At 33.9% G+C, this 26682-nt stretch carries 22 protein-coding genes and 3 pseudogenes; 14 read left to right on the top strand and 11 right to left on the bottom strand.

The annotated features are described in order from the left end of the window. The first annotated feature begins 9 nt into the window (after positions 1-9). The 3 genes and pseudogenes from Q5794_RS29050 (at position 10) to ltrA (ending at position 3592) form a co-directional block, all read left to right on the top strand. Complete coding sequence (locus tag Q5794_RS29050; RefSeq protein ID WP_214988565.1) at positions 10-267, top strand: hypothetical protein; 258 nt, start codon at positions 10-12, stop codon at positions 265-267. Positions 268-1059: 792 nt separating this feature from the next. Continuing rightward, positions 1060-1266 carry a hypothetical protein gene (locus Q5794_RS29045; protein ID WP_074684405.1) on the top strand — a complete coding sequence of 69 codons (207 nt, stop codon included), beginning with the start codon at positions 1060-1062 and terminating at the stop codon, positions 1264-1266. 687 nt (positions 1267-1953) lie between these two features. Further along, positions 1954-3592, top strand: a pseudogene (ltrA, locus tag Q5794_RS29040) (group II intron reverse transcriptase/maturase). A 104-nt stretch (positions 3593-3696) separates the two neighbouring features. Here ltrA and Q5794_RS29035 read toward each other — a convergent pair. Next, positions 3697-4239: a hypothetical protein gene (locus Q5794_RS29035; protein ID WP_214988563.1), complete on the bottom strand. Its 543-nt coding sequence runs from the start codon at positions 4237-4239 to the stop codon at positions 3697-3699. Between the two features lie 170 nt (positions 4240-4409). On the opposite strand from Q5794_RS29035, the gene Q5794_RS29030 reads away from it, so the two are divergent. Then, positions 4410-4568, top strand: a complete 159-nt coding sequence (locus tag Q5794_RS29030) for a hypothetical protein (protein ID WP_374989422.1) — start codon at positions 4410-4412, stop codon at positions 4566-4568. 271 nt (positions 4569-4839) lie between these two features. Here Q5794_RS29030 and Q5794_RS29025 read toward each other — a convergent pair whose 3' ends face one another. Then, positions 4840-5460: a polysaccharide deacetylase family protein gene (locus Q5794_RS29025; protein WP_098278596.1), complete on the bottom strand. Its 621-nt coding sequence runs from the start codon at positions 5458-5460 to the stop codon at positions 4840-4842. Positions 5461-5839: 379 nt separating this feature from the next. Here Q5794_RS29025 and yjcZ point away from each other — a divergent pair, with 379 nt between their 5' ends. From yjcZ to Q5794_RS28995, 6 genes and pseudogenes are all read left to right on the top strand, one after another. After that, positions 5840-5956, top strand: a complete 117-nt coding sequence (gene yjcZ, locus Q5794_RS29020) for a sporulation protein YjcZ (protein ID WP_074684461.1) — start codon at positions 5840-5842, stop codon at positions 5954-5956. 745 nt (positions 5957-6701) lie between these two features. Continuing rightward, positions 6702-6863: a YjcZ family sporulation protein gene (locus tag Q5794_RS29015; RefSeq protein ID WP_029319866.1), complete on the top strand. Its 162-nt coding sequence runs from the start codon at positions 6702-6704 to the stop codon at positions 6861-6863. 272 nt (positions 6864-7135) lie between these two features. After that, entirely contained in the window at positions 7136-8065 is a 930-nt protein-coding gene (locus tag Q5794_RS29010) for a DUF3298 and DUF4163 domain-containing protein (RefSeq protein ID WP_374989421.1), read from the top strand. A gap of 1106 nt (positions 8066-9171) precedes the next feature. Continuing rightward, positions 9172-10044, top strand: coding sequence for a GyrI-like domain-containing protein (locus Q5794_RS29005; protein ID WP_374989420.1), 873 nt, complete (start codon positions 9172-9174; stop codon positions 10042-10044). A 395-nt stretch (positions 10045-10439) separates the two neighbouring features. After that, positions 10440-10770: pseudogene (locus Q5794_RS29000) on the top strand (PadR family transcriptional regulator). Beyond that, positions 10763-11077, top strand: coding sequence for a DUF1048 domain-containing protein (locus Q5794_RS28995; RefSeq protein ID WP_214988556.1), 315 nt, complete (start codon positions 10763-10765; stop codon positions 11075-11077). The pseudogene Q5794_RS29000 and the gene Q5794_RS28995 overlap by 8 nt, the downstream one beginning before the upstream one ends. A gap of 467 nt (positions 11078-11544) precedes the next feature. Here the strand turns inward: Q5794_RS28995 and Q5794_RS28990 are convergent, their stop codons facing one another. After that, positions 11545-12291: a YqcI/YcgG family protein gene (locus Q5794_RS28990; RefSeq protein ID WP_374989461.1), complete on the bottom strand. Its 747-nt coding sequence runs from the start codon at positions 12289-12291 to the stop codon at positions 11545-11547. 1234 nt (positions 12292-13525) lie between these two features. Then, positions 13526-14263: a hypothetical protein gene (locus tag Q5794_RS28985; RefSeq protein WP_214987221.1), complete on the bottom strand. Its 738-nt coding sequence runs from the start codon at positions 14261-14263 to the stop codon at positions 13526-13528. Between the two features lie 288 nt (positions 14264-14551). Here Q5794_RS28985 and Q5794_RS28980 point away from each other — a divergent pair, with 288 nt between their 5' ends. After that, complete coding sequence (locus Q5794_RS28980; RefSeq protein ID WP_061860058.1) at positions 14552-15427, top strand: DUF1259 domain-containing protein; 876 nt, start codon at positions 14552-14554, stop codon at positions 15425-15427. Positions 15428-16130: 703 nt separating this feature from the next. Beyond that, positions 16131-17627: a multicopper oxidase family protein gene (locus Q5794_RS28975; RefSeq protein WP_374989419.1), complete on the top strand. Its 1497-nt coding sequence runs from the start codon at positions 16131-16133 to the stop codon at positions 17625-17627. Positions 17628-17952: 325 nt separating this feature from the next. Here Q5794_RS28975 and Q5794_RS28970 read toward each other — a convergent pair whose 3' ends face one another. Both Q5794_RS28970 and Q5794_RS28965 read right to left on the bottom strand, forming a co-directional pair. After that, the gene (locus tag Q5794_RS28970) at positions 17953-18996 is read right to left on the bottom strand and encodes a pentapeptide repeat-containing protein (protein WP_374989418.1); all 1044 of its coding nucleotides are present in this window, start codon (positions 18994-18996) and stop codon (positions 17953-17955) included. Between the two features lie 483 nt (positions 18997-19479). Then, positions 19480-19728: a hypothetical protein gene (locus tag Q5794_RS28965; RefSeq protein WP_214986320.1), complete on the bottom strand. Its 249-nt coding sequence runs from the start codon at positions 19726-19728 to the stop codon at positions 19480-19482. Between the two features lie 237 nt (positions 19729-19965). Between Q5794_RS28965 and Q5794_RS28960 the strand changes: the two genes are divergently transcribed. Then, positions 19966-21122, top strand: a protein-coding gene (locus Q5794_RS28960) for an IS3 family transposase (protein ID WP_328261356.1) whose coding sequence is annotated in 2 segments (ribosomal slippage) — positions 19966-20236 and positions 20236-21122 — 1158 coding nt in all. Because the reading frame shifts where the segments join, the coding sequence is not laid out codon by codon here. Positions 21123-21325: 203 nt separating this feature from the next. On the opposite strand, the gene Q5794_RS28955 is transcribed toward Q5794_RS28960, so the two are convergent. From Q5794_RS28955 to Q5794_RS28935, 5 genes and pseudogenes are all read right to left on the bottom strand, one after another. Then, positions 21326-21538 (bottom strand): hypothetical protein, encoded by a 213-nt coding sequence (locus Q5794_RS28955; protein WP_061860054.1) that lies wholly within the window; start codon positions 21536-21538, stop codon positions 21326-21328. Between the two features lie 514 nt (positions 21539-22052). After that, positions 22053-22427 carry a spore coat protein gene (locus Q5794_RS28950; RefSeq protein WP_214986322.1) on the bottom strand — a complete coding sequence of 125 codons (375 nt, stop codon included), beginning with the start codon at positions 22425-22427 and terminating at the stop codon, positions 22053-22055. 384 nt (positions 22428-22811) lie between these two features. Further along, a pseudogene (locus tag Q5794_RS28945) lies at positions 22812-23206 on the bottom strand (cell wall hydrolase). 548 nt (positions 23207-23754) lie between these two features. After that, complete coding sequence (locus Q5794_RS28940) at positions 23755-24060, bottom strand: hypothetical protein (protein ID WP_061860052.1); 306 nt, start codon at positions 24058-24060, stop codon at positions 23755-23757. A gap of 118 nt (positions 24061-24178) precedes the next feature. Then, complete coding sequence (locus Q5794_RS28935; protein ID WP_055991493.1) at positions 24179-24394, bottom strand: hypothetical protein; 216 nt, start codon at positions 24392-24394, stop codon at positions 24179-24181. 1928 nt (positions 24395-26322) lie between these two features. Between Q5794_RS28935 and Q5794_RS28930 the strand changes: the two genes are divergently transcribed. Then, complete coding sequence (locus Q5794_RS28930; protein WP_016766747.1) at positions 26323-26658, top strand: SPW repeat protein; 336 nt, start codon at positions 26323-26325, stop codon at positions 26656-26658. Positions 26659-26682 lie beyond the last annotated feature (24 nt).

Genomic DNA, 26682 nt, shown 5'->3' with positions numbered 1-26682 from the left:
GTTCTAATAATGAGCGGCGGAAACTATTATCACCTTTGTCATCGACACCGTGGACGTACCGTAAGAATTAATGATCGTTATGGTCGAACACATCTTGGACGTATTACAAGGGTAACTCCAAGTCATGTTTATATCCAGCCTATGAGACGTAGAAATGGTATTGGCTATGGTTTTTATGGTGGGGGTTTTTATGGGTTTGGAGCACCTTATGCTGTAGCACTGGGAGCAATTACAGGTCTTGCATTAGCTTCATTGTTTTTCTGGTAAAAGTACGAAATTAACATCATAATGAGTTTTATCAGAAGAAACAGCCGTTGGAATTAATCATTTCAACGGCTGTTTTTATATCTAACCATGTCCAAGCTCCTTCAGTTGTGGTGTAGAAAAACTGACCCATAAACTTAACCGAATGATTTTGGATAGGTTAGCTTCTTCTATTTTGTTTTACAGGACAGGCTAGTAAAATAGGTGATGCTTGTTAATTGCTCTTAATTACCTGTGATTAGTAAATTGATTAATCATTTTATTTCATATTCTTTGTGCTCGAAGTTCCCGCTAGGACCTACCCTTTTTTGAATGAGGAAAAGCATTAGCGTTTAAAGAATATTATAATTCCAGTTACAAAAAATTTTATAACTCATCTTGTAATGCCGTTATAAAAAAGGAATACAAGAAAATCTCTAAGCTTTTTATTCTCCTGAAGAGGTGGCGTTACAATTAAGTATTCAAAGACAAACAGTAATTAAGTATGGTACGCTAGAACTTTTGAAATTGGGAGTTTTATATTCCATAAAGATGACAAAGGTAACAGATCTTACACCGATACAAGCGTTTCAAAGTTCAGAAGAGTTACAGATAAAAAAAACGTTATAACTCTTGAAACGTCCAGGAAAGGCCTAATACCAACATATAATAAAGTTTTTATAACTCTATGCGCTACAGAAATATCTACTGAAAATGAGCATTATAATAACGGTGTAAACGAAAAATTAAATGGGCATGGGCTCAATTTAAACTTTTAGAACATGTAGAGAACATCAGAAAGAGAGTAAGGAGGAAATGCTGCCCATTGCCTTAGATAAAGTAGCAGTTGCTAAACAAGAGGAGCAAAAAATCGTTGTAAAGGTGAGCGAGCTTATTAACAAAATAAAAAGCAACCTCCAGTCGTCAGTAGAGGTTGCCTTTAGAACATCATCATTATGGAATTATATATTAACATCTTTTTCTAAAAAAAGCTATCTCTGTTGGGATATTGCATATGTATAAAAAGCTGCATAAAGAAGAAACAAGGCCCCATCTAGAACCCAAGAAGGTTCTTTTTGGTGATGTGTTCCGAAATGAGACATTATGGTGCGACAAGAAGTCGCTTTCTTACAGTGTAGCTAACGCTACTCATCTAGACGCGAAGATGATCTCCATCCGAAACGGCATTCTTGGTAACGAGTCTGTCGGTTGCATGAGGAAATGCGGAAACAGAGGACAAATGCATGGTCCAGAATACTGCTAGGAGAAGATAGGCATGGTAAACGAAAGTGAAGGTTTGTAAGCTTCGTCAGCGTTAGCTTAAGATAATGCATAAGTTTCGCTTAGGTTTTGGTAAGAGGAAAAGTAGAATCATAATGCTGCTCTGATGCGTCCCGCATCTTGCCCGGAGTAAAGAACCTGCCTACCCCTATTGCATCTGTAGAAAGTGGAACTTGGTAAGCCCTATGTCATCTGCGCAAGCAGTAGGATGACTGCAAAGTCAAACGATGTGACAGAGGGTATGGGATATGAGAAAAAGCGAAAGCCGTTACCCTGAAAAGGAACAGGAAAACAGAAAACACTGTATAACTGGACGGATACTGTCGCCTTTATAGACAATGACAGGCTCGAAAGAGCGCCCACTTCTCATGGGTCTTCAACACGAAAATAAATTTGTGGCTATCTTCTAACGAAAAGGAGCGTGCTGTTATGAATACCTCTCTACGAGCGTCGGCGCACGTCTCGCATAAAGATTGGTACTCTATTGATTGGAGTATTATACAAAAATATGTAATGAAGTTACGACAAAGAATTTATCGTGCCGAACAACAAAAACAACGAAGGAAAGTAAGGAAACTTCAACGTTTACTCCTCCGGAGTAAAGCAAATCTACTGCTTTCTATTCGCAGAGTAACACAACAAAACAACGGTAAGCGTACACCTGGTGTAGATGGCTACACGGCCTCAAAACCAAACGAACGTATAAAATTTTATCAACAGCTAGTGAAATACAATGTCTTTCGACATCGTCCAAAGCCAGCCAAAAGAACGTTTATTCCGAAGAAAAACGGAAAGCTAAGACCTTTGGGCATTCCCACAATGCGAGATCGAGTCTATCAAAATGTAGTAAAAAACGCACTCGAACCTCAATGGGAGGTTAAGTTTGAGCCTACTTCCTACGGTTTTCGTCCTAAACGAAGCACACATGATGCCATAAGCAATCTTTTTAATAAGCTTAACACCAACAGCAAGAAAAAATGGGTGTTTGAGGGAGACTTTCTAGGATGCTTTGACCATCTTAATCATAAGTGGATAACGAAACAGACGTCTATGTTTCCAGGAAACACTCTCATTAAAAGGTGGCTTGAAATGGGATACATAGAACATGACATGCTTCAGACGACAACAGAAGGAACTCCTCAAGGTGGTTTGGTGTCTCCCCTTCTAGCTAATATCGCCTTATGCGGTATGGAAGAAGAAATTGGTATTGTCTATAAAAAGACATACAAACCAAATGGAGGATACGCAATCGACCCAAAATGTAAGATAGGACGTGTTCTCTATGCAGATGACTTTGTCATCGTAACGGAAACAAAGGAACAGGCTGAAAGCATGTATGGGAAACTCACTCCGTACTTACAAAAGCGAGGAATTAATTTTAGCCAAGAGAAAACGAGAGTTACACACATTGAGGACGGGTTTGATTTTCTAGGCTTTTCGCTGCGTCAATACAAGACAGGACAAGGAAAGAAGTTATTTATCAAACCTAGCAAAGACAGTATTCAAAAAGCTAAAAACAAGATAAAAGATACGTTCACAATGATGAGAGGACGAAATTATACGTGTCTTAAACCCTATTATTAGAGGCTACGGGCAGTATTGGAAACATGTCGTTTCCAAACAGACGTTTAGCTATATGGACCATTATGTTTTCTCTAAATTAGTCAAACACCTTAAACATTTACACCAAAAAAAGTCGTGGAAATGGATTACAAAGCGTTATTTTAGGAAACCCAACCACGGTGGAAATGATAGATGGACTCTCACATGTCCATTTACTAACATTCAACTGTTAAAGATGTCCTGGATTAAGATAGAACGACATGTCATGGTAGCTTATAAAAACAGCCCAGATGATCCGAGTCTAAGAGAGTATTGGGAAAAACGAGACCGTAAGGTCTTTAATAGTGAAAATACATTCGATAGGATGAAACTCGCAAGAAAACAAGGATATCGTTGTGCAGTGTGTAAGCAGACTCTACAAAATGGAGAGAAAGTTACAGTGCGAAACCTAGAGGTTTCTACAGGTAAATTGGCTAAATTAGTACATGTACCATGTATTAAATAAGTTGTTCGGATAAAAAGAAGGCTTGAGCCGTATGACGGGAAATCTGTCACGTACGGTTCTTAGGGGGGCGGGCGCTCGTGAGAGTGCCTGCCTACCCGACTTAACTAATATTCCTCTAAAGTAAGTTCGAAAATAAGCTGGTAATTACGGTTAGTTAAGTCAATTTCAATGATTTGAAAATCTTCTCCGTACCAATCCGTTTCAGTAATAATTAATTTGGCCGTAATGAAATAAAATTCATCCGAAAAATGAGGACGGAACGTATTTCCTAGGTCTTTCCCTGCTGCCTTATACTTTTTGAATTCCCTCAAGTACAATTCCGCATAAAATGGATTGTCTTTCCAAAAAAATCTAGCATTCTTTTCGACATGTGATTGGATATAGGTATCACGCTCTTTAGTGCTCATTTTCCTTATATGGCGAGGGTAGTCTAAGATGTGACCTTCGATAAATGATCCCTTTTCATCATGGAAGAAATCACCACACAGCCCTTCAATCGAAAAGTCATCAATATGCGCTCTGATACCAAAATCCTCTTGTTCTTCTAATTCTCGGTTAACAAGAATAGTAAGTACTTCTTTTTCATTCTCAGCTTTAGCAACGGCAAAAAAGGACATACCTGCACTGATAGCAAATAGTTTGGTCACATCGTGCCCCCCGGATTTTAATTTGTTAATCCTCCCTATGATATTCAAGATTTCTGTTATAGGTAATTAATGACTAAATAACCATTTTAATTTTGGTTATTGTCTATGGTAATTATATCCTTTAATTATCACTTATTTGAGTGCGCACTCATTCTAGGAGGAAGCTTAATATGCTTAAAACACTGCCTGGATTTAAGCGTTTAAATGCTGATATATCAGAAGAATTATTTAAAGAATTTGCTAAGAGATGTATTGAAGAAGGTATGAGCAAAAAAGATTCTCTTGTTCAGCTTTTGGAGAAAGAATTCTTTAAGAATTCAAAAAAGTAGAAGGAGACAACAAAATAAAAGGGCACTTTCCCGTCAAGGAAAGCACTCCATGTAGAACTCATAAAGACCTTTATTATAATATGGGGTGCCCTCAAAAAATGGAAGGGTCTTATCATGGATCGAACTAAAAATTATTGATGGGTATTGAAAATGATTTAAGTGTAGCTTCCGATTTAATTCATTATGTTAACTAAAAATATATATCATATACAGCTAAAAAAGAAAAAACTATCTTACTGTTGAGCCGAATATAAAAAAGTTAACCATCCTTTTAGGACCATTTTTCAATTTTGTATGCAACTTGGTGGAACTCTGGAACTGTTAAAAAACGATAATTATTTTTCAATAAATATGTAATGATTTCAGGCAATGAAGTAACGATTTGGTCTCTAGGTCCACTACCGTATTGATCCCCGTCATGCATTACAATGAGACTCTTTTTCTTGATTCCTGAAATGACATTCTTTTGTATACTTAAGGGGGATTTCTCCTGCCAATCTTTACTATCTACATTCCATAATACAGAAGTCATCCCAAATTTTTTAATAGCATCAGCATTTTTATCATTTATTGAACTATAGGGAGGACGAAATAGATCTGGAGAATGTCCTATTATTTTCTTGATTTGAATATTTGTCGAATTAATTTCCTTCCACAATTCATTCCTTGAAAGGGTTGTTATATCAGGGTGGTTCCAAGTATGATTGCCAATGATATGCTTTTCCCTATAAATTCTTTGTATTATATCTGGGAATTTTTTCACTTCTGAACCAACAACAAAGAATGTTGCGGATATATTATATCTTTTTAGAATATCTAAAATGGAGATTGTGTAAGCTGACGGTCCATCATCAAAAGTTAAAGCAACATACTGAGGTATATTTTGATTCATATATTCACCCCTTTTTATAAATAAAGATATTAATTATATGTAGAAATCTCTTGAGTTTGTATAATTCAAGGGATTTTTATTACAAGATAAATCTTAGTATTATTAATCAAAGATTAAGGTGACTATTACCTATAAATTGTATTATTTTAACTACACCTGTATATTCACTACAGCAAAAAAAGAAAGAACCACTGTTCACCACGCAGTAGTTCTTTTTAAGATAAATACTGTAGAAAGAAAAGCCTGCCTTTTTAAATCAATTGAAAGGCTTTTACATATGCCTGTTTGGTCATTTTAAATTTATTTATAATAGACTAGTTTCTTAAAAGTAAGAGGACTATTTTATCTATGAAAATGATAAAAATCTAATAGAGAAGGGATTCTTTATACGTCTAATTGCGGCGAATTTGGAGCTGCCTTATTAATTGTATTATTTATTCTTCTTATCATTATTGGATGTAGTTGTTTTGGCGGAGGCTTTGGTAGCTACTCATAGTAATAACTAAATAAGAAGAACCCTTATTCAATAAAACAGGGGCTCTTATCATTTCTGGGAATAACGATTATGTTTACTAAAGATGTATAAAATACGCAGCTTAAAAAACGAAAAAACTACCTTATGGGGAGTTTTTCTAGTCGTAAAATAGAGATGTTAGCTGATGCTTTATTACATTTTGAGTAGTTTGTTCAAATGATAGAAAAATATTAATTTAGGCAAGTTACCTAAAGAAAAATGTAGGCATATAATGTAACTTGAATAAATTTCGTCTCACACGTAGAATCCTTTTAACTTCATTTTTCACCTTCATAATTCACAAAATCAAAAAAAGAAAAAACAATCTGTATTGGAAGACAGATTGTTTTTTCTTTTAAAATAGAGATGGCTTTATCAAAGTGGCATTCCTAGAGCCTTCTCTAATAATATTCAAAACCTTTTCAGATAATGAATTCCAATAAAATCCATTACACTAACTAAACATATATATGATATACATCTAAAAGACAGAAAAACTTCCAGGCGGCAGGGGGTTTTTCTGTTTTTTTAACAACTGCAAATCCGTTAGGGAGGTAACTGATCTACGGGGCTTAAACCGGATGGTTCATTCATTCTATGTAAACTAATCTAAAGGGTTTATATATATCTACAAAAATCCTGTTATTTCACTGGTTCAGAGTATGGGCTAACATTTTAATTTTTTATACATATCTTAAGAGTATTAAGCATATAGGGGGGTGAAAATATGGGCTTTGGAGGTTATGGTGGCGGTTGCTGCTATGGCGGATATGGTTACGGTGGAGGCGGCTGTGGTTTTGGCAGTGGTTTTGCTTTAATTATTGTACTGTTTATCCTGTTAATCATTATCGGTGCTTCTTGTTTTGGCGGCTTCGTTGGAGGATGCTAATCATTAAACCTATTTTGTTTAAAAAAGGGCTAGCTAGATGCTAGCTTTTTTTATTTACCTTTTCTGTATACACTTAGCAATTGCTGATAAAGTACATTATATTAACTGTAAATCAATGGATTATACATAAAGGAACTTGACAATTATTTCTACGAAAACAATATAAATAATCATTATTCACTGTTAATTTGTGTTATACTTCTGATTGGGTTTTTTTGGAAATTGTAAATTATCAGTTTTAAAACCCTACAAAATATTTCAGGGGGGCATTTATGAAAAGGTTCAAAAAAGTTATAGCCTTTATTTTAGTTTTTGCTGTATTATTCTCGCCACTCGTTCCACATACACAGGCAGAAGCCAAAGTAATGTGGGGAAATCAAGAACTCGTTAAAGGACAAATAGGGCGCGTTACAATTTTAAAGAATACTAGTCTTTACAACATTAAAAATAATAAATTAGTAGCTGCTAAAAAAGTATCAAAGGGTCAAATATATCGTGTTTATTCTTATTCTGGAAAATACGGTGGAATTTACGGTGTATCAAAAGATTTATATGCTCAAAAATCGTCTAGTATCAAGTATGAGAGAGCACCCAGTGACAAAATCCAAGCCTTTGGAATAACCGTTACAAAAAAATCATTAGCAAGTAATATTAGCTATCCACAAGCATCTGGTCTTTTTAATAAACCATTTGAGGCTAGTTTCAATAGAAAATTCTTAAACCTTGCTAAAGAAACTCAGCAAGCAAATAAAGAATTAAAAGAACAGGAGAAAGAGGACCGCGAAAACGGTTGGTCACCAGGCCCTTATTATCAAAATATGAAATACTCTGTACCCTACAATCAAGATAATATTTTAAGTATTTCTATTACCTATGATGAGTACTCTGGTGGTGCACACGGTAATGCTTGGATTGGTACTTACAATTATGATTTATTAAAAGCTAAGCAACTTAGTTTGAAAGACGTCATTAAAAATCAAACTCAATTAGGTAAGGTGAATAAATATATTCGTGACCAAATGATTGTGCGTAATAAAAAAGGAGCTGGATTCGAGGTTAAAGATTTTAAATCTGTGAACTTAACTCAAGACCAATTTTATTACACGAGTGGTGGCATTGTGATTATATTTGGTGAATATGAATACGGACCTTATGCCAATGGTATTAATTTCTTTAAAGTTCCATATTCCGTTTTTAAGTAAGGTAATTCCTGGACATTGGAAAAAAGAAGCTTAAGAACTATTAACGTAACTCTTAAGCTTCCTTTTCATTCCTAGAATATTGATTATGGTGCGACAAGAAGTCGCTTTTATATAGTGTGGCCCACGCCACTGGTTTAGACGCAAAAACTATCCCCGTCCAAAACTGTGGGCCTGGTAACGGGCTCGTGGGTTGCATGCGGAAATGCGGAAACAGAGAGTCAGTGCACGACTCGGAACACTGCTAGGGGAAGATGAGTATGGTGAACATTAGTGAAGGTTTGTAGGCTTCGTCAGTGTTAGCTCAGGATAGTGCACAGATTTGCCTGGGTATTGGCAAGAGGAAAAGCAGATTCATAATGCTGCTGTGACACGTCCCATATCTTGCCCGGAGTAAAGAACCCACCTAACCTCGTCGTATCTATAAGATGCGGAACTTGGTAAGCCCTTTGTCATCTGTGCAAACAGTAGGATGACTGTGAAGTCAAACGATGTGACAGAGGGTAAAGGATACGAGAGAAAGCGAATGCCGTTATCTCGAAAGAGAACAGGAAAGCAGGAAACTGTATAACTAGATGGATACTATCGTCCTTACGGACAAACCCATGATAGGCCCGAAAGGGAGCTAACTTCTCGTTGGTCTCTCGTAGGAACATAAGGTTGTGGCCATCTTCTGACGAAAGAAACGTACTGTTATGTATACCTCCATTTGGAGCGTCGGCGTACGTTTTACTTACCAATACGGTATGTGATGAAGATACGACAGTAAATGGACCTGCAATGGGAGGCTTGAGCCGTATGAGTTGAAAGGCTCACGTACGGTTCTTAGGGGAGTCAGGGGCAGTGATGCCCCTCGCTTACCCGACTTAACTAAAGTTGTATACTATATTCATCTTAAAAAAACGAAAAAACCTATCTTTTCCCAGTCAAAAGAGGTGGGTTTTTTCGGTTGCAGAATTTAGTTACATGTGTCGATGTTTGGTAACATCCCGGGTAGTTTGCTCAAGTTCGTAAGAACTTATGGAGAGAAAAACCTACATAATTGTGCATGAAATGTCGGATAGACCCATTTCAATTCTGCTATTCTGATGGTAAGGGAGGTCATATAAATGGATTTGCTTAGAAATATGAATAGAGCTTTAACCTATATCGAAGAGAACCTAACAAAGGATATAGATTTTAGAGAAGTAGCAAAGTTAGCTCTTTGCTCTGAGTATCACTTTAAAAGAATGTTTTCTTTTCTTGCAGGTATTACTTTGTCAGAATACATTCGCCGAAGACGCCTTACTCTTGCAGCATTCGAACTTAAAGATAATAAGATGAAGGTCATTGATATTGCGTTCAAATACGGATATAACTCACCAGACTCTTTTACAAGAGCTTTTCAAAACTTACATGGTCTAACTCCTTCAGAAGCCAAAAAGAATGGTTATTCACTTAAAGCTTATCCACAAATGACTTTTCAGCTATCAATTAAAGGAGGAAATGAAATGAACTATCGAATTGAAGAAAAACAGGCATTTCATATAGTCGGTATTAAAGAAAGAGTGCCTATAATTTTTCACGGAGTTAACCCAAAGATTGCTGCTATGTGGGAAAGCTTAAGCGATGAAACGATAAATAAATTAAAAAAACTTTCTAATGTTAACCCACTGGGACTGCTTAGTGCATCGATGAATTTTTCTGGAGAACGAATGGAGGAAAAAGGGGAGCTTGATCACTATATCGGTGTAGCAACAACTAAGGAATGTCCTGATAATTTGATACAACTTGAAGTACCTGCTTTAACATGGGCTGTATTTGAAGCAGTTGGGCCATTTCCTGACACATTGCAGGATGTATGGGGACGGATATATTCGGAATGGTTTCCATCCTCAAATTATGAACAGGTAGAGGGACCAGAAATTTTATGGAATGAACATAAAGATGTAACATCACCGACTTTTAAAAGCGAAATATGGATACCAGTGTTAAAAAAATAATGATGATTCAATAATAAAATATTTTTAATGTAGGGAAAGAGGAGGTTATAAATATGATCTCCTCTTCTAATTTATAACTTCCTGTAAAATTCATTATGTTAACTCACATTTTATATCGTATACAGCTTAAAAAACAGAAAACCTATCTCTTCCCAGTCAAAAGAGTAGGTTTTTTCTGTTGCGTAATTAGAAGTTAGTTTTGATACCAAAAGGCATCTTGAGTAGTTTGTTCAAAGTATCAAAATTTATCTATCCTGGGTTTGGAATTTTCTGTTTAAAAATTTCGCTTATTCAAGTTAACTGTAAAAAAATTTTAAAAATGTTTAACATATCACCTACTTAATAATACTATATAGTAGTAATAAGTATTACTAAGTAGCTTGTAAGGAGGATATATGAAGGATCTAACTGAAATGCTTAAGGGAGTTCTTGAAGGAGTAGTACTTCAAAAGATTCAAACGGGAGAAACCTACGGGTATGAAATAACTAGATATCTAAATGAATTAGGCTTCGATGATATTGTGGAAGGAACTGTATATACGATTCTTGTTCGAATAGAGAAAAAAGGTCTCGTGGAGATTGAGAAGAAAAAAATCTGAGCTTGGACCCGCGAGAAAATTCTACACACTAAATACTAAGGGAGAACAAGAATTAAATGATTTTTGGCAGCGTTGGTCATTTCTAGAAAAAAAAATGAATGAAATAAAGGAGCAAAAAAATGTTTAAAAAGATGATTGGAGAAAAACGAGAATATCGTGTATATAAAGAAAGAGTAAATCAATTACCTGAAGAATATAAAAAGGCTATGAAAGCAATTGAAAGTTATATGTGGAACTTTGCTAAGGGCGCAGGCATGTTGGAGCTTTTAAAGAATATTTTAGAGATGTTCGAGAATAGTGCCAGTGATGGATTAAATGTACGAGATATAGTAGGAAATGATATAGCAGCATTTGCTGACTCATTCTTAGCAGAGTTTCCAGAAGAAACATGGATTGACAAACTAAGAAATAAATTAAGAGATTCTATTGAATAAGCGAGCTAGCTTTTTATTTCTCCTGAGAATATGTTTTTAAGCTGTATATCATACACAGCTTAAAAACAGAAAAACCTACCTTTTCCCAGTCAAAAGAGGTAGTTTTTTCTGCTACATTTATTTAGCTAAAGGATTGAAGCATTATGGCGTCTTGAGTAGTTTGTTCAAGATATAAATCTTTATTCTTCTAATAGGCAAGTTACTTAATTGGTAACAAAAACATATAGTGTAGTGAGAATAACTTGGATGATGGAATGCATAACCCCCTATCCTCCGTTTTTTGTGCCTCCTTAATTTATATAGTCTAAAAATAGAAGAAACTACTGACTTATCAGGAACCAGTAGTTTTTTCAGTGACATAATTAGAAGTTAGTCTCGATGCTTTTAGACATCTTGAGTAGTTTGCTCTTCCTAATCTGATTTATATAATGTTTATTAATTAATAAAAGAACCTACTACACTTTTCTTTAGTCCTCTTTATCAATCAAGCTTCTTAAAAACGGACATTTAGGTAACTCAGTATCGTCATCTCTTAAAAAGTATTGTTTCCACTCATGATTATCTATATTTCCATAACTATTTAAAGCAGAATGAGTAGAGATATTATCGTATTTCTTAATCCTTTCCCTTACTTGTTCTTTAATCTTTTTAGCATATCTTTCGTTCTTATTAAATTTTTGAAGAACCCAACGTGGAGTAATAGCCATCATCATACAAGGGAAATATCTACTTTTTCTTTCTTCATGTTTTGGGGTAGCACAATACATAAAATATTGTTCTCCATGAAAACAGTATTCCGATTCATGCTCCGAGGGGTTTTGAGGAATATGACTGGGCCAATCTTTTTCATCCAATTTATTTAAATTACTAAGTTGATTCCAAAACAATAATTCAAAATCTTCGACAGTGCTATTAGTAATTAGATTCTGAGGGGTTTCAAAGAATATAATTAAAGTTGTGTACTTTCCATAATCTTTACAATTTATGGTGAATTCTTTTAGTAAACCGGCTAATTCAATAGATGTTTGATTACTTTCAGGGTGACCTACAAACCCATATCTTAGATGTCCAAGTGAAAAAGATTGAGTAGCTGGAATATAAGGAAAGAGATATTCTCTATCTTTCATTTTTGTACTAAAAGCTCTTAATGCGTCATTTTGCCAGGTTAAAAGATGTGTTTGATTAATTTTTTCAATATCTTTAAATAACTTCATCATGCAATAGCCTCCTTGATGCTTTATTAGACTATTACAAAAAAGTTGTATAGGTGAATGTCCTAATGAAAATTAGGCGTTACATTTGAGGTGTATGCCGATAATTTGTTTATGTTAACTAAACGTGTGTAACATATACAGCTTAAAAAAGAAAAAACTACTGTTCACCAAACAGTAGTAATATAAGAACCGATCTATTGGAAGAGCAGGAGGATGCTCACTTTTATATTATGCAAAGTAATAAAAAAGGGTGTGGACAAGTACTGGTGTTATTTAAGATTTATACTATTTTTGCGTCTACTTCTTATAGATGCTGTAGAAAGAAAAGCCTGCCCTTTTTAAAGCAAAAGAGGCAGGCTTTTTTGATGAGTATAACAGGTTTCCTTAAAAACCTGTTATACTTCCTATAAGAAATAGAGACCTTACACTAATAAATTAATTAATTAATAAGAATAACCATCGTGTTTCTTGTCTTTACATTTAGACTTGTATTCTTTATTTTTTTTACATTTATATTCCTTATGCTTGTCCTCTTTATACTTCTTATCTTTTGACTTGCAATAATATTTACACATGTTTATCACCTCCATTATTAGTTTCTATATATCTTATTCATTGAGTAATAAAATGTTTGTATGCTTGTCCTAAGATAGGACAAACATTTTGTATAAGTGAGGCACATTATATTAACTAGTTTTATATATTGTATACAGTCTAAAAGAGAAAAAGCCTCTGTTGCAACAGAAGCTTTTCCTTTAGGGTTCTAAATTGGGGATACCTTTCAGCATCCTGAGTAAATCGTTTAAATTATGGGTTAGTATTTAAGACAAGAAATCAATCTTTTATTGCTTGTCCCCACTAAAGGGTCTTTTATAATAATGTTAATCTTAGCTATGACATCCACAATCGTGTTTGTCTTTATGGTGATCTTTATGGCAATCTTTATGATGATCTTCGAAGATTTCTTTTAAAAGTTTTTCAAAGGCTTTCTGGAGGATAGATTCACAGTTGTGTTTGTGTTCATGTTTTTTTTCATGGCATTTACCCACTATAATCCCTCCTTTCTCATTTCTCTTAATATACTATTCTTTAATCAAGAAAGTGCTTGTGTGCTTGTCTAATATAATCTGAATCCTATATGGAAAGCCTTTAGGGTAATTTATAAAAAAAGTTTTCTTTCCAATAAAATTCATTATGTTAACTAAAAGTGTATAAGGTATACGTACACTTTTAGTTAATCGAAAAACTGATAATAAAGGTTATCAGGCATATCAGGATTTTTAGGTCGAAATCCTCTCATGACACACATTGAGCATTCCGTGTTGAAATAACTAGTTGTATTAGGGTCGAAGAATCCTGCGCAATGTAGCCAAGAGTGCATCATAGAACCAGTGATAAAATTTAGAGTAGCAATATCAATTAAGGTTGGATCAACAATAAATGATAAAGGTACAAAATTCTGAGTAAAAGCAGTTAATGCAAAGACAATAGTATTATTGTTAAGTGGAGCAGCGAAGATTTTCGCTCGTGGGGAACGCCTAAATCCATTATCACGTATAAGTTGAGTAAACTGATCCATAGCTATATTAGTAGCTGTTAGTCCATTTTGAATAGGTGATTCACTATACCAAGCAGGGCGTAAATTCTGTGTTGCATATATGTTTATACAAGCTGCCATTTGTGAAACTCCAGTGTTTGTTCCGCCATTCCATTTTTCATTCATATGAGTAGCCCATACCAACATAGTTTCACTAATGGCATCTCTGATTCTTTGTTCTTGTTCTACATTAAATCGATTATCAAGATCAAAATAAATGTTAGGTGGCAAATCTGTAACTCCTAAAGGCGTAGGGATAGGTATAATGGTTTCTCTAAATGTAGTTGGATATAAAGGGATTACAAAGTTTGTTTTTAACACATCTTGGAATATCAGTTCCATAACGATTAAAGTTTTTCTAAAGTTAAAGGGCATTAATTTTCATCCTTTCATAAAGTTATATAGTGCTTGTACTAGTAAAATATGCAACTAAATGAAAAGAGTTTGGGCATGTTCTGATATTGAAAAAAACGTTTGAATCATCAGTTCCAATGACTTTTAACTCGGATGACACTCATTATGTTAACTAGATTTATATACCTTATACATCTTAAAAACAGAAAAAGTTATCTAAAGAGAACGGTAGTAGACTATTGCCCATTTCTTAATTTATGTAAGTACATATTATAACAAGATTATATGTTATTTATAGGAGGCATTTTCATGAGGAACATGGACAATCAACCATCTGAACTCTGTCGAGAGTTTGCAAGAATACTTGACTCAACGCCAAGTGTTATTAATAGCGTATGTACTGCAACTAGATCTCGTACCAATCTCCATCCTGTAGTATTAGGGAGAAGAGCAGAATCTTTCATGTTTGTACCACAAGCTTTTTCCTTTGAAGACGTTGATCGAAATGGGAGAGCTTTATGTCTTGGGGAAACAGTAATTCTCCAAGATGAAATTAATCCATTCATGAGTAAACTTAGGGAGCATGGCATCATAGTAACTGCTGTTCATAACCACTGGTTATTTGATGAACCACGTCTAATGTATATGCACTTTGAATCTATTGATCAACCACTTTCTTTTGCGAGAAAAGTTAGAGATGCATTGAGTGTATTGACTACACGTAATGTTTATCCTGATTGTAGAGCCATAACTTCTGATTATAGTAACTCATCTAATCTCTGTGACAGATTTAATAACATTCTGGGGGGATCCATGCATACATTTGAGAATGGAATTTGTACAGTAATGAAATCTCGTACAAACATTCACCCTGAGGTTCTTGGGAGAAGAGGAAGATCATTTTTACTAATCCCTCAAATGTTTACATTCGAGTCTATGACAGGAGATGGTCAGGCTCTTTGCAGTGGAGAAACTGTTATTTTGCAGACTGAAATCAATCCATTTATCACTAAGCTTCGAGAACATGGCATCATCGTAACAGCTGTTCATAATCATTGGCTATTTGATCAACCTCGTCTCATGTTTATGCATTTCGAGTCTATTGATCAGCCACTCTCCTTTGCAAGAAAAGTTAAGGATGCTCTGAGTGTACTTACCACTAGGCAAGTATACCCGAAAGAGTAAAATACAACTTTTTATCTAAAATGGAATTACCTATTTATGGAAATTATATTGTGTTAACTAAACATATATAGCTTAAAAACAGAAAAATCCCCGTTGGTTGGAAGGGATTTTTTCTGTTCTTAAGGAGATGACCTCAAAACAATGATTCATCCATCTCGGTAGTTTCTTAAATTATTTTTGTTTTATTCATACGGACAATTTACTCCGTAATGGCCAGCAACATATATTACACGTGACAGATCTCTTGCTCTATCTTTATTTTCATCCTTTGCTAGGAGGGTAAACAGCCCATGAATTAATTCATGGGCCGTTTTTAGTTCATTTTTATTGACTGGACAATTCACTTAAAGTGGGCTAATGAATATAATTTATTTGGTAGTTAATTTAACCTTCACCTTACTTTTTTTCTAAATCTATTTATCACGCATTAAAAGCCCCTTTAATGAACTGAAGGGGCTTTTAATACTGAGAAAACTCATATGTAAACTAATGTTATATACAATATACATCTAAAAACAGAAAAGAAAGGTTTTGTTTTATGATTACTTATAATTTTTATTATGGTAACTGAGATTGCATAGTATATGCATACATAATTGTTTTTAATTTAATAAATATGGACAAGTATACAAGCAAAAAAATATTTATTTAATAGAATATAGTCCATTAATATATTCTGTTAGATAAAAGGAGATAAAAATGTTTGGAGTTAAAAAAATTTGTTGATATCCTTCCAATTCCTTCAATAATCAGACCAAAGGGACTGTATAAAGGTAGGCCGTTTTATGATGTATGCATGATTGAAACACTACACAAGTTTCATAGGGATTTACCTAAAACCAAGGTATGGGGCTATAATGGGTTAGTACCAGGTCCAACTTTTAATGTAGAAAAAAATCAACCCATATATGTGAGATGGGCAAACAACTTACCTGAAAAACATTTTTTACCAGTGGATAAAACCATTCACGGAGCTAGTCATAATCCAGAAGTAAGAACTGTTGTACACCTGCATGGAAGCCCCTCAGAACCAGCTAGTGATGGTCATCCCGAAGCATGGTTTACAAGAGGATTTCGACAAACAGGTCCTCACTTTATGAAAGAAATTTATCATTATACGAATGGGGAAAGAGCAACTGCTCTCTGGTATCATGACCATGCACTTGGGGTTACTCGTCTGAATGTGTATGCGGGTCTTGCGGGACTTTACTTCATTCGAGATGAGCAAGAAAGATCCCTGTCACTTCCTAAGGGTAAATACGAGGTACCTCTAATTATCCAAGATAAAACATTTAATCCAGACGGTTCGCTCTTTTATCCTGCACAACCAGACAATCCATCTCCTAATTTACCATACCCTTCAATTGTTCCTTCATTTTTAGGGGATACCATTACGGTTAACGGGAAAGTCTGGCCATTTTTAAAAGTAGAGCCTCGCAAATATAGATTCCGTTTATTAAACGCTTCCAATACTCGAACATATCAGTTCCAATTAAGCAACCTGCGCCCTTTTGCTTTAATTGGAACTGATGGTGGCCTTCTTTCCCGTCCAATTAAAGTGAAAAGTTTGGATGTTTCACCAGCTGAACGAATCGATATTGTTATTGATTTTTCAGGATTGGAAGGGAAAAATGTAATATTACAAGATGGTTTTGAATCAGAAAATCCAACCGGCGAGATAATGGAATTCCAAGTAACTAAATTTTTATCTTGTCCTGATCAGAGCAGACTTCCATCTCTCTTGAGCCATATTGACCGTATTCCATTAAATAAAGTGAAAAAGATAAGACGATTGACATTAAATGACTCACAAGACGAATTTGGACGTCTTATGCTTTTATTTGACGATAAGGAGTGGATGGATTCAGCAACAGAAACACCCTTACTTAATTCTGTTGAAATATGGGAGTTAGTGAATTTAACCCCCGGAATTCATCCTATTCATGTACATCTGGTTAATTTTCGTGTCCTTGATCGTTATGATCAAAATGGAAACTTGGTAGCTCCTCTCCCAGCTGATTTTGGTTTAAAAGATACTGTTCTAGTAGGTCCAGGAGAAACCGTAAGAATCATCATGAAATTTCAGCCATTTTCTGGAGACTACGTATGGCACTGTCATCGTTTAGAACATGAAGACCATGACATGATGAGACCGTTAAAAATCATACCTTCCAATCGTAATAAATACAAATCAAACTGATAGATAAATTTCATTGGGGAACGAACTTCCCATTAAACTGCTTATGTAAGATATTTTGTATATTATATACATCCTCAAAACAGAAAAAACTATCTTGTCATGGAGATAGTTTTTTTCTGTTGTTTTATTGTAATCTTTTGCTGATGCTTCGTTGCTAAAAGCTTTATCTAATAATGATAATATGTTATTTAAAACTTATGATAAATAAAAAATTAGTTTTTTGTTATTATCATAAGTTTTGTCTAAACTAATTACATAAAAAAGGATACGGCCCTTTTATATAACTTATTCCTCTTTTCAGCAATTGCTTTTTCGTTTACGTTTTTTATTTAGTTCCATTGGTTATATCGTTTTTGAAGGGGTAGGCTACAGTTATATCACCATATGGACCATCTTTGTATAAATTGTCTAGGAATGAATCACGATAGGATGAAGTCTCAAAGTCTGGATCACGATAGGATGAAGTCTCAAAGTCTGGATCATGAGAGGATGAAGTCTCAAAGTCTGGATCATGAGAGGATGAAGTCTCAAAGTCTGGATCATGAGAGGATGAAGTCTCAAGGTCGGAATCATGAGAGGATGAAGTCTCAAGGTCGGAATCACGATAGGATGAAGTCTCAAGGTCGGAATTACGATAAGATGAAGTCTCAAAGTCTGGATCATGAGAGGATGAAGTCTCAAGGTCGGAATTACGATAAGATGAAGCCTCAAAGTCTGGATCATGAGAGGATGAAGTCTCAAGGTCGGAATTACGATAAGATGAAGCCTCAAAATCTGGACCATGAGAAGATGAAGTCTCAAGGTCGGAATTATGATAAGATGAAGTCTCAAAATCTGGATCACGATAGGATGAAGTCTCAAGAACGGGATCACGATAGGATGGGGCCTCAAAATCTGGATCATAAGAGGATGAAGTCTCAAGAACGGGATCACGATAGGATGGGGCCTCAAAATCTGGATCATAAGAGGATGAAGTCTCAAGAACGGGATCACGATAGGATGGGGCCTCAAAATCTGGATCATAAGAGGATGAAGTCTCAAGAACGGGATCACGATAGGATGGGGCCTCAAAATCTGGATCATAAGAGGATGAAGTCTCAAGAACGGGATCACGATAAGATGGAGTTTCAAGGTCGGAATCACGATAGGATGAAGTCTCAAAATCTGGACCACCTTTTTCTTTTCTAACTATTCTTCTGCCCATTTGGTATCCTGTTTCATGATAAGTCGGAACAGCGTAGAAACGGTAATCAAAATAAGTAGGGTGGGTATAATATATGTCTACAGGATATGAATTTTTGCATTTATGATCAGCTGGTTGATAGGTATGCATCAGAGGATAATATGGAACATAAACATAATAGTTCATTTATTCACAACCTTTCATTTTTCATTCATCAGCATATGACCCAATTGCTTGGTTTGTGTTACTAAAAAAAATTTCATATGAACAAATATTAAGATTATTAACCGCAGCAATTATAAGGGACCAACTCCTTATTTTTACGAGAAGTTACGAGGGATATTTAATCATTATGTTTAAGTAATATCTAAAGGTTTTCCCTTCTTATAAAATCTATTTAAAAATAGAAAAACTCCCTTAGGGAGTTTTTCTGTAGGTTAATGAGATTCTAGATTGGAAATCCTTTTTATCCTCTTGATTAGTTTGTTCAAATTCGTAAACATTTATGTATAAAAAAGAAAAATATTGTTTTCTACTTGTAGCCATCAAGATTTTTTCTTTAAGAATAACCATTTTATATTGTAGAGCCTATTTTTTAGACTAGGTGACACTAATACAAGCCATTTTTTTTATTGTGAATATAATATTCTATTCTATATATAGGGGGTATTATATATGAATTGTTGGAATCGTCTTGTATTTTGTTGTAGATGTAGACGTCGTCATGAACGTGATCATCACCATGGTTCTAGCTGTAAACACCACAATGAACGTGATCATCACCATGGTTCTAGCTGTAAACACCACAATGAATGCGATCATCACCATGGTTCTAGCTGTAAACACCACAATGAATGTAATAATCATCATGATCACCGTTCTAATTGTAGATGCCATCGTCACTGTGATTGCAATCATTGTGACTGTTCTAAATACTAAATGCAACTCTATAAGAATGGAATGGTCTAAGAATAGACTATGCTATTCTTATTAAACAGATTATGTAAATTGTCTTTGTATGTCGTATACAGCCTAAAAGCAGAAAAAAACTACTGAATCCGGGACTGACCCCATAGAGTGAGACAAATAAAAAAAACACCTTTAAGTAAAAAACGGGTATGTAGTACCTAACAATAACTTGGAGGTGTTTTTTCTATGGGAAGAAGAGTTAGCTATCCAGTAGAAGTGAAATTAAAAGCAATTGAAATGAGATTGGCAGGAGTACCAATTAAAGAAGTTATGGAAACTTTACAGATCCGCAACTATACACAGCTCAAAACATGGATGAGGTGGCATAGAAATGGAGAATCCTATCGCCTGGCACAGCCCGTTGGGCAAACATACACCCCTCGAAAAGGGGCTCATTCTCAAGATACTCCATCAAAGTTAGAAGCTGAAAATCGATATTTAAAACAACAGATTGAAGTCTTAAAAAAGTACAAAGAGTTGGAAAGGGAGTGGTACCAGAAGTTGTATTGAACTTAGTAGAAGAATTAAAAGAGAAACTGCCTATCTCTCAAATCTGTCAGTGTCTGGGTATTCCTCGATCAACTTATTATCGTTGGCAGAAAAATGAGCAAGGAGAAGAAACAAAGAGAAAGAAATGGATAGAAGGAAAAGTTGGTGAACAGTGCCGTAAACATAAATTTCGATATGGCTATCGAAAAATTACAGCGTTACTCAATCAAACCATGCATATCAACCATAAAACAGTGCAGCGTGTCATGCAGAAATACGGTTGGCAATGCCGAGTTAAAAGGAAGAAACGGAAACAAACAGGACAACCTTATCAGGTTGCAGAAAACGTGTTAAACCGTAATTTCCGAGCAGAGCGCCCTCTTCAAAAGCTGGTTACCGATATTACCTACTTGCCTTTTGGACCTAAACAGTTGTACCTTTCAAGTATTCAAGATTTATTTAATGGCGAAATCATTGCGTATTCAGTGAGTGATTGTCAAAACGTAGAGTTTGTTTTAGATACATTAAGTCAACTCCCTTCTTTACCTCAGGGATGTACGTTGCATAGCGACCAAGGTTCGGTTTACACATCATATGCGTATCAACGAAAAGTCAAAGAAAGAGGCATCATCATGAGTATGTCCCGCAAAGGGACACCTGCAGATAATGCCTCCATTGAATCGTTTCATTCCAGCCTAAAGTCTGAAACGTTTTACCTCGACGAGTTAACATGTACTACGACTGCCATCGTAGAACAAACTGTCGAAAGCTACATTACTTATTATAACCATATCCGTATTCAAACGAAACTAAACAACCAGTCACCGGTACAATACCGACAACTGGCTGTTTAAAAGGTGTTTTGATCCCTGTCTCGAAATCAGGGGTCAGTCCCTCCATCAGTAGTTTTTTGTAATTATACGAGTATTAAGTTAATTTTTAGAATTTATTATATTAAATTAGTTGTAAGTGTTTGTGCAAACATGGAGATTTAAAAATATATCTAATAAAATATATAGTCAAATGAAGCATGTCCAATTCTAAATAAGATATATATTTAAGCTGTTGTTATAGCTTGAATCTGATTAGCATTTACTGTGACAATATTTGTGCTAGCGTTTGTCCCAGTACCTGTTCTAGTTGCAAAAGAAGCTAAATTAGTTGAAGCATTAAAGCTTGAAAATACAAGATTAGTAAGCGTAGCACCGCCTACGACTAAGGTTGGAACTGGTGTTCCAGGATCTAAGATTCTTAATAAGTCTGTAATCATCCTTTGTATACCCCCTTATTGCAATGAATTAAATATAAATTATAAATTTACATTTGATTTATTATATGTAAATTTCAAATAAAAGCTTGTACTATTTGATTATTTATTATAAAAATAAATATCGAGAATAATAATTATGTTGCTAAAAATGTATAGTGTATATAGATTAGAAACAGAACAACTACTGCTTTTGTACAGTAGTTGCTCTGTTTGCCGTAAGGTTTTTGAATGTATGTTTCATCGTATCAGTTCACTCTAATTATTGTTATTTTATTCATATAGACAATTTACTTAAAGTAAGCTAATGAATATGATTTATTTGGTAGTTAATATAATCTTTATCTTAATTCTTTTCATAATATAATCATTACACATTGAAATCCTCTTCAGTTAATCACTGAAGAGGATTTTAAATCTATCATGCTAACAAGAAATTAAATGCTTGCTCGATAACATTTGAATCTTTGTATGATGAGCTTTTCTTAAGTCGACCTTTATTTAGTTATACATTGTCCTAGATAATTAGTAAAATAGTCAAAACTAATATAAAACTTTGTATAAAAATAACTGTATCAATATTAGTTGTAGTAGCATGAACATTTTTAGAATTTTCGATAATAATTTTATGATTGCTAGATTGTATAACTTTTGCAAGGAGTAAAACTTCGACTGTAATTAATCTTATTGAATTAGCATCTAAACCTATTAACGTTAAAATAAAGGTTAAAACTTGCAATAAGGATTGTAAAATTATTGCTGTTTGTGTATTTGTGATAGAAATATTAACATTACAAGAATTTTTAACAACAATTACTGAATTGGAAATTTGTTTGCTTAGGATTTTTTGTATTGTTTCAGTTCCAATAAGTGCATTGCTATTAAAGTTCAAAACTCCACCTCCCTTTTTAAAAATATAATATATTAATATGAAAAAGAAAAAGATTTGCTTGTATGCTTGTCCTTTTCAGGCCATGAAACTTAAAAATAGAGGTATTATTTATTACAAGCTATCCTTAAAATACATATATATAGCATACCTATTGGAAGTATTCTCCTTAATAGTCATGCCTTCGTTTAAGGAACATGGCTTTTTATTTCTGATAAAACTTATTATATAAACTAAAAGTGAATAATTTATACAGCCTAAAAACAGAAAAGGCTAGTGCTCCTGTACAGTAATCTTTCTCTACTTAGAATAGGAAATTTAGTATGATGTATCACGTTCTCTTATATAGGTTGAGCTTGCGCCAAGTATCAAAATTTATTTGTTATTTTAAAATATAGTATAAACATTCTCACGGATTTGACCTGTTGGTTGATAAAAGCTATGATATTCATCATACCTCCTGACTTGAGAGGGGTTATACTATGTTGTAGAACAAACTCCAGGTGGTTTGAAATACCATAAACTATACTTTTTACTCAATAAGCTTTCCACATTAATAATCCTATGTACTAAACACTTTTCTTTTTTTCTGGTTCGTTGATAAAGATATCCGTGTGTAACAGCTTCGAATGCATATGGTTGGTGGAGCATTTGAGGAAATCGTACGAATTCTTTTACAATCAGAACAATTAGCTCTTATAAGTTAATTCTTACTTTGCTAACAAGCAGCATACCTGTTGATCTTCTCCTTTTGTTCTAAGTAATCTTGCTGAGAGGACAATGTTGAACTATTAGCATTAATAAATTCCATTATTTTTCATATTGTGTTTTTATATCTTATAGTATGACCTCTTGAGCAGGGCATTACATAGGCGCTTTTTTAGCCTTGATTGGTCCTGATAACAACAACTATTTAAATACAAAATGAATAAAATATATACTGGCTAGAAAATCAGGTACTATCTGCTTACGTTATAATGGGTTTTTATCTAAACATTTAATTTTATTTCTGATATCAAATTATATAGAAACTTATAAACTAAACTGTTTCGAATATCTTAACAGGACTAAACTTTCTTAATTTTTATTATTATATGAGTAAAAATTTTAAAAAGGCTTCTATTTTATGAAGCCTTTTTGTTGCAGAAAAAAATATGCATAAGAGTATTGTAAATTCTATAGACGTTTGTAAAGTAACCTTATATTTGTATAAATGATATGGAAGTATAAAAATAGCTGTTATTAATTCCCTATAAACAATATTACAGTAAGGGTTATCTTCACTGATTAACAAGACACAGAACAGGGCATTATAGTGTGAAAAATTATTTCAAAGTGTAATAGCGTCAATACGCTCACAATCAACTAAAAGAATACCATCATTCTTTCCCCAAAATGTAGCGAGACCAGTCTTAGGGTTAAATCCTACAAAATTCTGAACTTTTATTTGTGTACCATTTACTAAAAGGTTTTTTACCTTTTTTCCTTGGTGAAAAGTTTCTAAAAGGCTGCATACACTTTTAGAACTGTATTTTGAATTCAGATCAATATGATATACCTTCTGATTATGATCATCGGCTATAGAATTAGAATTAAATATTTTGGGGTTGGTAAAGCGGTTAACGAAAATTGACATTTTAGGTTTCCCTTTCTTAGTTTGGATAATATCCGAATAGAGCGTCCTTTTAAATTAACAGAAGAGCTCTTTTACAAGCTCTTCTGCAGTTACACTGTTACACTATTATCTTATAATGCTACTCAATTCGAAGTGCTTGTATATCTCTACAATCTAAAACAATAATAGTTCCTGTCTCCGTTTCCACATCAACAAAAGTTGCACAGAAAGTATCTAAATTAAAGTTAGTAAAAATAAGGTCTTCCAGTACATTTCCGTTTAGAAATATATCAACTTGTGTCCCTGGTTGTAATCTTTCTAACTGATCACATACACACTTATGATCTCTGCTCATACAAAACCCCTCCTTAAAAAAGAAAAATAAATTCACATTGCTATATATTATATGAAAAATATTACACATTGAATGGACAAAGTATGGAGGGAAAATACCTATTTTTAGCTGTATATTAACATCAACACCAAACTTGTACATGATAAGCTTGTTTAGATAAAAAGGGCCATCGAGATTAGAAACTAAATCTCAAAAGTTAGATACATTATCTAAGCAACTAATGGGGTCAAACTCTTTATTGTACAAGGCTCAACCCTTGATTTAACTAGCTATTATCTTCAAAAATTATAATTAAAACTTAGCTATTTTACATTTGTGCCCGAGGGAACCCCGTCCTCTTCTAAGTCAAAAAAGTTATAACAATTATAAAAAGCCTACCCTTAAAATTTGAGTAGGCTAAGTTATTTTAACGTATCCATTAATATCATTAAGTTTTTTTACCTGCGATTATGTTAACTATGCAAGCGACCCATTGTGCGACCATAGGTATGTCTCTATTGTATTTTTAATAATAGAAAAAGGGTAGAGAAGTTATTCCTTCTAGTACCGGTTTGTAGTGAAAAGGAAAATATAAGGTTTTAAATGAATATAAAAGAATTTTTTATATTTTATTTTTCCTTCTTATAAACCCTTGAGATCAGCCAATTTATGGAGAGAGGAATAAATAATGAAGTTAGCTGAAGCATAGCCGTTGGAACTAATGATGCCAGTGACTCTCCCTATATAAAAATATTTATAAATTTTCTGTGTCCTAGGACAAGCAGACAAACAATTCATTAATCAATGATTAATATAGGATTATGCAATCAAACCTCTTACCTAACCTCATACTAATACAACTAAGGAGCACGTTCTTTTACATAATTATCACCATTAGGGATAGAGCAGATTAGAACTAATGATTATAATCATTTTTATTTGTATCTGAACATGTATATTTTTTATTAGTGTAAATATTCGTTTCGGAATTTTTTTCCCTATAGTTAAGTTTTCCTTCAGTTAGCAGGGTGTATTTTTAGAAAGACAGATGACTTTAAGAATATAAATTACTTTATGATCATAGGCCTGTTTTAGGTGGAATATCTATATGAAAAACATCTAACAGCATCGTATTTACTATACATATATTGCTTCACTAGCTTGAAAACAAAAAAGAAAAAAGCTGACACAGTGTTCTTCCTTTTTGTTCCCCTTATTTCACGAATTTCCTAAACCAACTTTTGGTTAGCTTATATGCTTATTCTAATGTATAAAACTTTACTCTAAATGTTTCTCGAACCAAATCTGTGAACCCTACCGTAGAACTTATAGAAGGGGTTGCAATGTACAATCCCTTACTTTGTCTAATCAGATCTGGCATTTTAAGAATTGAACCATTTCCCACATTATGCCAAATGACATGATCTGTACTGTTTAGATCATTACTCATAATATCAAAAGTAAATGATATACCCTGATACTTCCTTATACTTCCTTTCAACTACAACCCTAACTTTTTTATTCGTAGGTAAATGAAAAAGTGAAAAGTTACGACTCGATCTGCTTTTTTGACCAGGGATTGGTGTACATAAAGAGTTTATCTCAGCCTCCATTTTCAGCCTTCCCTTCTATATGGAACATAAGGGAATAATATAAAAGAAAGTAAAAATATATGATTATTTTTACAATTTTTTCTATTAGAAAAATATTAATATACAAAGATAGTAATTTTAAGGTAATTATAAAGTGGAATGGGAAATATAAAATACAGTTAAGAACTGCATTCCTGATTCCTCTTTGAAAAAAAAACAATCTGCCTCCTACGGATTGTTTTTGCTTTTTTTATAAATCACTATGTATTCTCATTTTAGTTAATGTTAATAATTTTTAAGCATATAATTCAGTAATGAAATCTTTAGAGATTTCATAAACCTTTGGGAGGTGTAACCATGAAAATAAGGGGTAATTTAAATGCATTAATTGGGGTCTGGTTTATTATCGCACCTTGGGTTATTGGTTTTTCAGACCAATCAGGAGCTTTATGGTCAAGTATTATTTTTGGAATTATTCAAGTTATTGTATCATTGTGGGGCTATGACAAGCCTGGTTGGAATTCTTGGCAAAACTGGATTTCAACAATTACTGGTGTCTGGTTTGTAATTTTCCCATTCATCTATTCATTAACAAATGGAGAGGTTTGGTCAAGTGTAATTCTTGGTTTAATCACGATTATATTTAGTTTGTGGAGCTTGGGATCTAATTCGGGCTCAAAGGCTGTGGGTTAAAGATAAAATGAATAGGAGCCAACT

Origin of the sequence: Priestia megaterium (assembly GCF_041941685.1) — a bacterium.
Taxonomy (GTDB): Bacteria; Bacillota; Bacilli; order Bacillales; family Bacillaceae_H; genus Priestia; species Priestia megaterium_C.
Note: the sequence above shows the minus strand (reverse complement) of the source record. Positions and strands in the feature narration are given on the sequence as shown.

Excerpts from the sequence above, each read along its gene's own strand:
- Q5794_RS29050 (WP_214988565.1), top strand. The coding sequence starts at position 10 with ATGAGCGGCGGAAACTATTATCACCTTTGTCATCGACACCGTGGACGT.
- Q5794_RS29045 (WP_074684405.1), top strand. The coding sequence starts at position 1,060 with ATGCTGCCCATTGCCTTAGATAAAGTAGCAGTTGCTAAACAAGAGGAG.
- Q5794_RS29030 (WP_374989422.1), top strand. The coding sequence starts at position 4,410 with ATGCTTAAAACACTGCCTGGATTTAAGCGTTTAAATGCTGATATATCA.
- Q5794_RS29025 (WP_098278596.1), bottom strand. The coding sequence starts at position 5,460 with ATGAATCAAAATATACCTCAGTATGTTGCTTTAACTTTTGATGATGGA.
- Q5794_RS29015 (WP_029319866.1), top strand. The coding sequence starts at position 6,702 with ATGGGCTTTGGAGGTTATGGTGGCGGTTGCTGCTATGGCGGATATGGT.
- Q5794_RS29010 (WP_374989421.1), top strand. The coding sequence starts at position 7,136 with ATGAAAAGGTTCAAAAAAGTTATAGCCTTTATTTTAGTTTTTGCTGTA.
- Q5794_RS29005 (WP_374989420.1), top strand. The coding sequence starts at position 9,172 with ATGGATTTGCTTAGAAATATGAATAGAGCTTTAACCTATATCGAAGAG.
- Q5794_RS28995 (WP_214988556.1), top strand. The coding sequence starts at position 10,763 with ATGTTTAAAAAGATGATTGGAGAAAAACGAGAATATCGTGTATATAAA.
- Q5794_RS28990 (WP_374989461.1), bottom strand. The coding sequence starts at position 12,291 with ATGAAGTTATTTAAAGATATTGAAAAAATTAATCAAACACATCTTTTA.
- Q5794_RS28985 (WP_214987221.1), bottom strand. The coding sequence starts at position 14,263 with ATGCCCTTTAACTTTAGAAAAACTTTAATCGTTATGGAACTGATATTC.
- Q5794_RS28980 (WP_061860058.1), top strand. The coding sequence starts at position 14,552 with ATGAGGAACATGGACAATCAACCATCTGAACTCTGTCGAGAGTTTGCA.
- Q5794_RS28970 (WP_374989418.1), bottom strand. The coding sequence starts at position 18,996 with ATGAACTATTATGTTTATGTTCCATATTATCCTCTGATGCATACCTAT.
- Q5794_RS28965 (WP_214986320.1), bottom strand. The coding sequence starts at position 19,728 with ATGATTGCAATCACAGTGACGATGGCATCTACAATTAGAACGGTGATC.
- Q5794_RS28955 (WP_061860054.1), bottom strand. The coding sequence starts at position 21,538 with ATGATTACAGACTTATTAAGAATCTTAGATCCTGGAACACCAGTTCCA.
- Q5794_RS28940 (WP_061860052.1), bottom strand. The coding sequence starts at position 24,060 with ATGTCAATTTTCGTTAACCGCTTTACCAACCCCAAAATATTTAATTCT.
- Q5794_RS28935 (WP_055991493.1), bottom strand. The coding sequence starts at position 24,394 with ATGAGCAGAGATCATAAGTGTGTATGTGATCAGTTAGAAAGATTACAA.
- Q5794_RS28930 (WP_016766747.1), top strand. The coding sequence starts at position 26,323 with ATGAAAATAAGGGGTAATTTAAATGCATTAATTGGGGTCTGGTTTATT.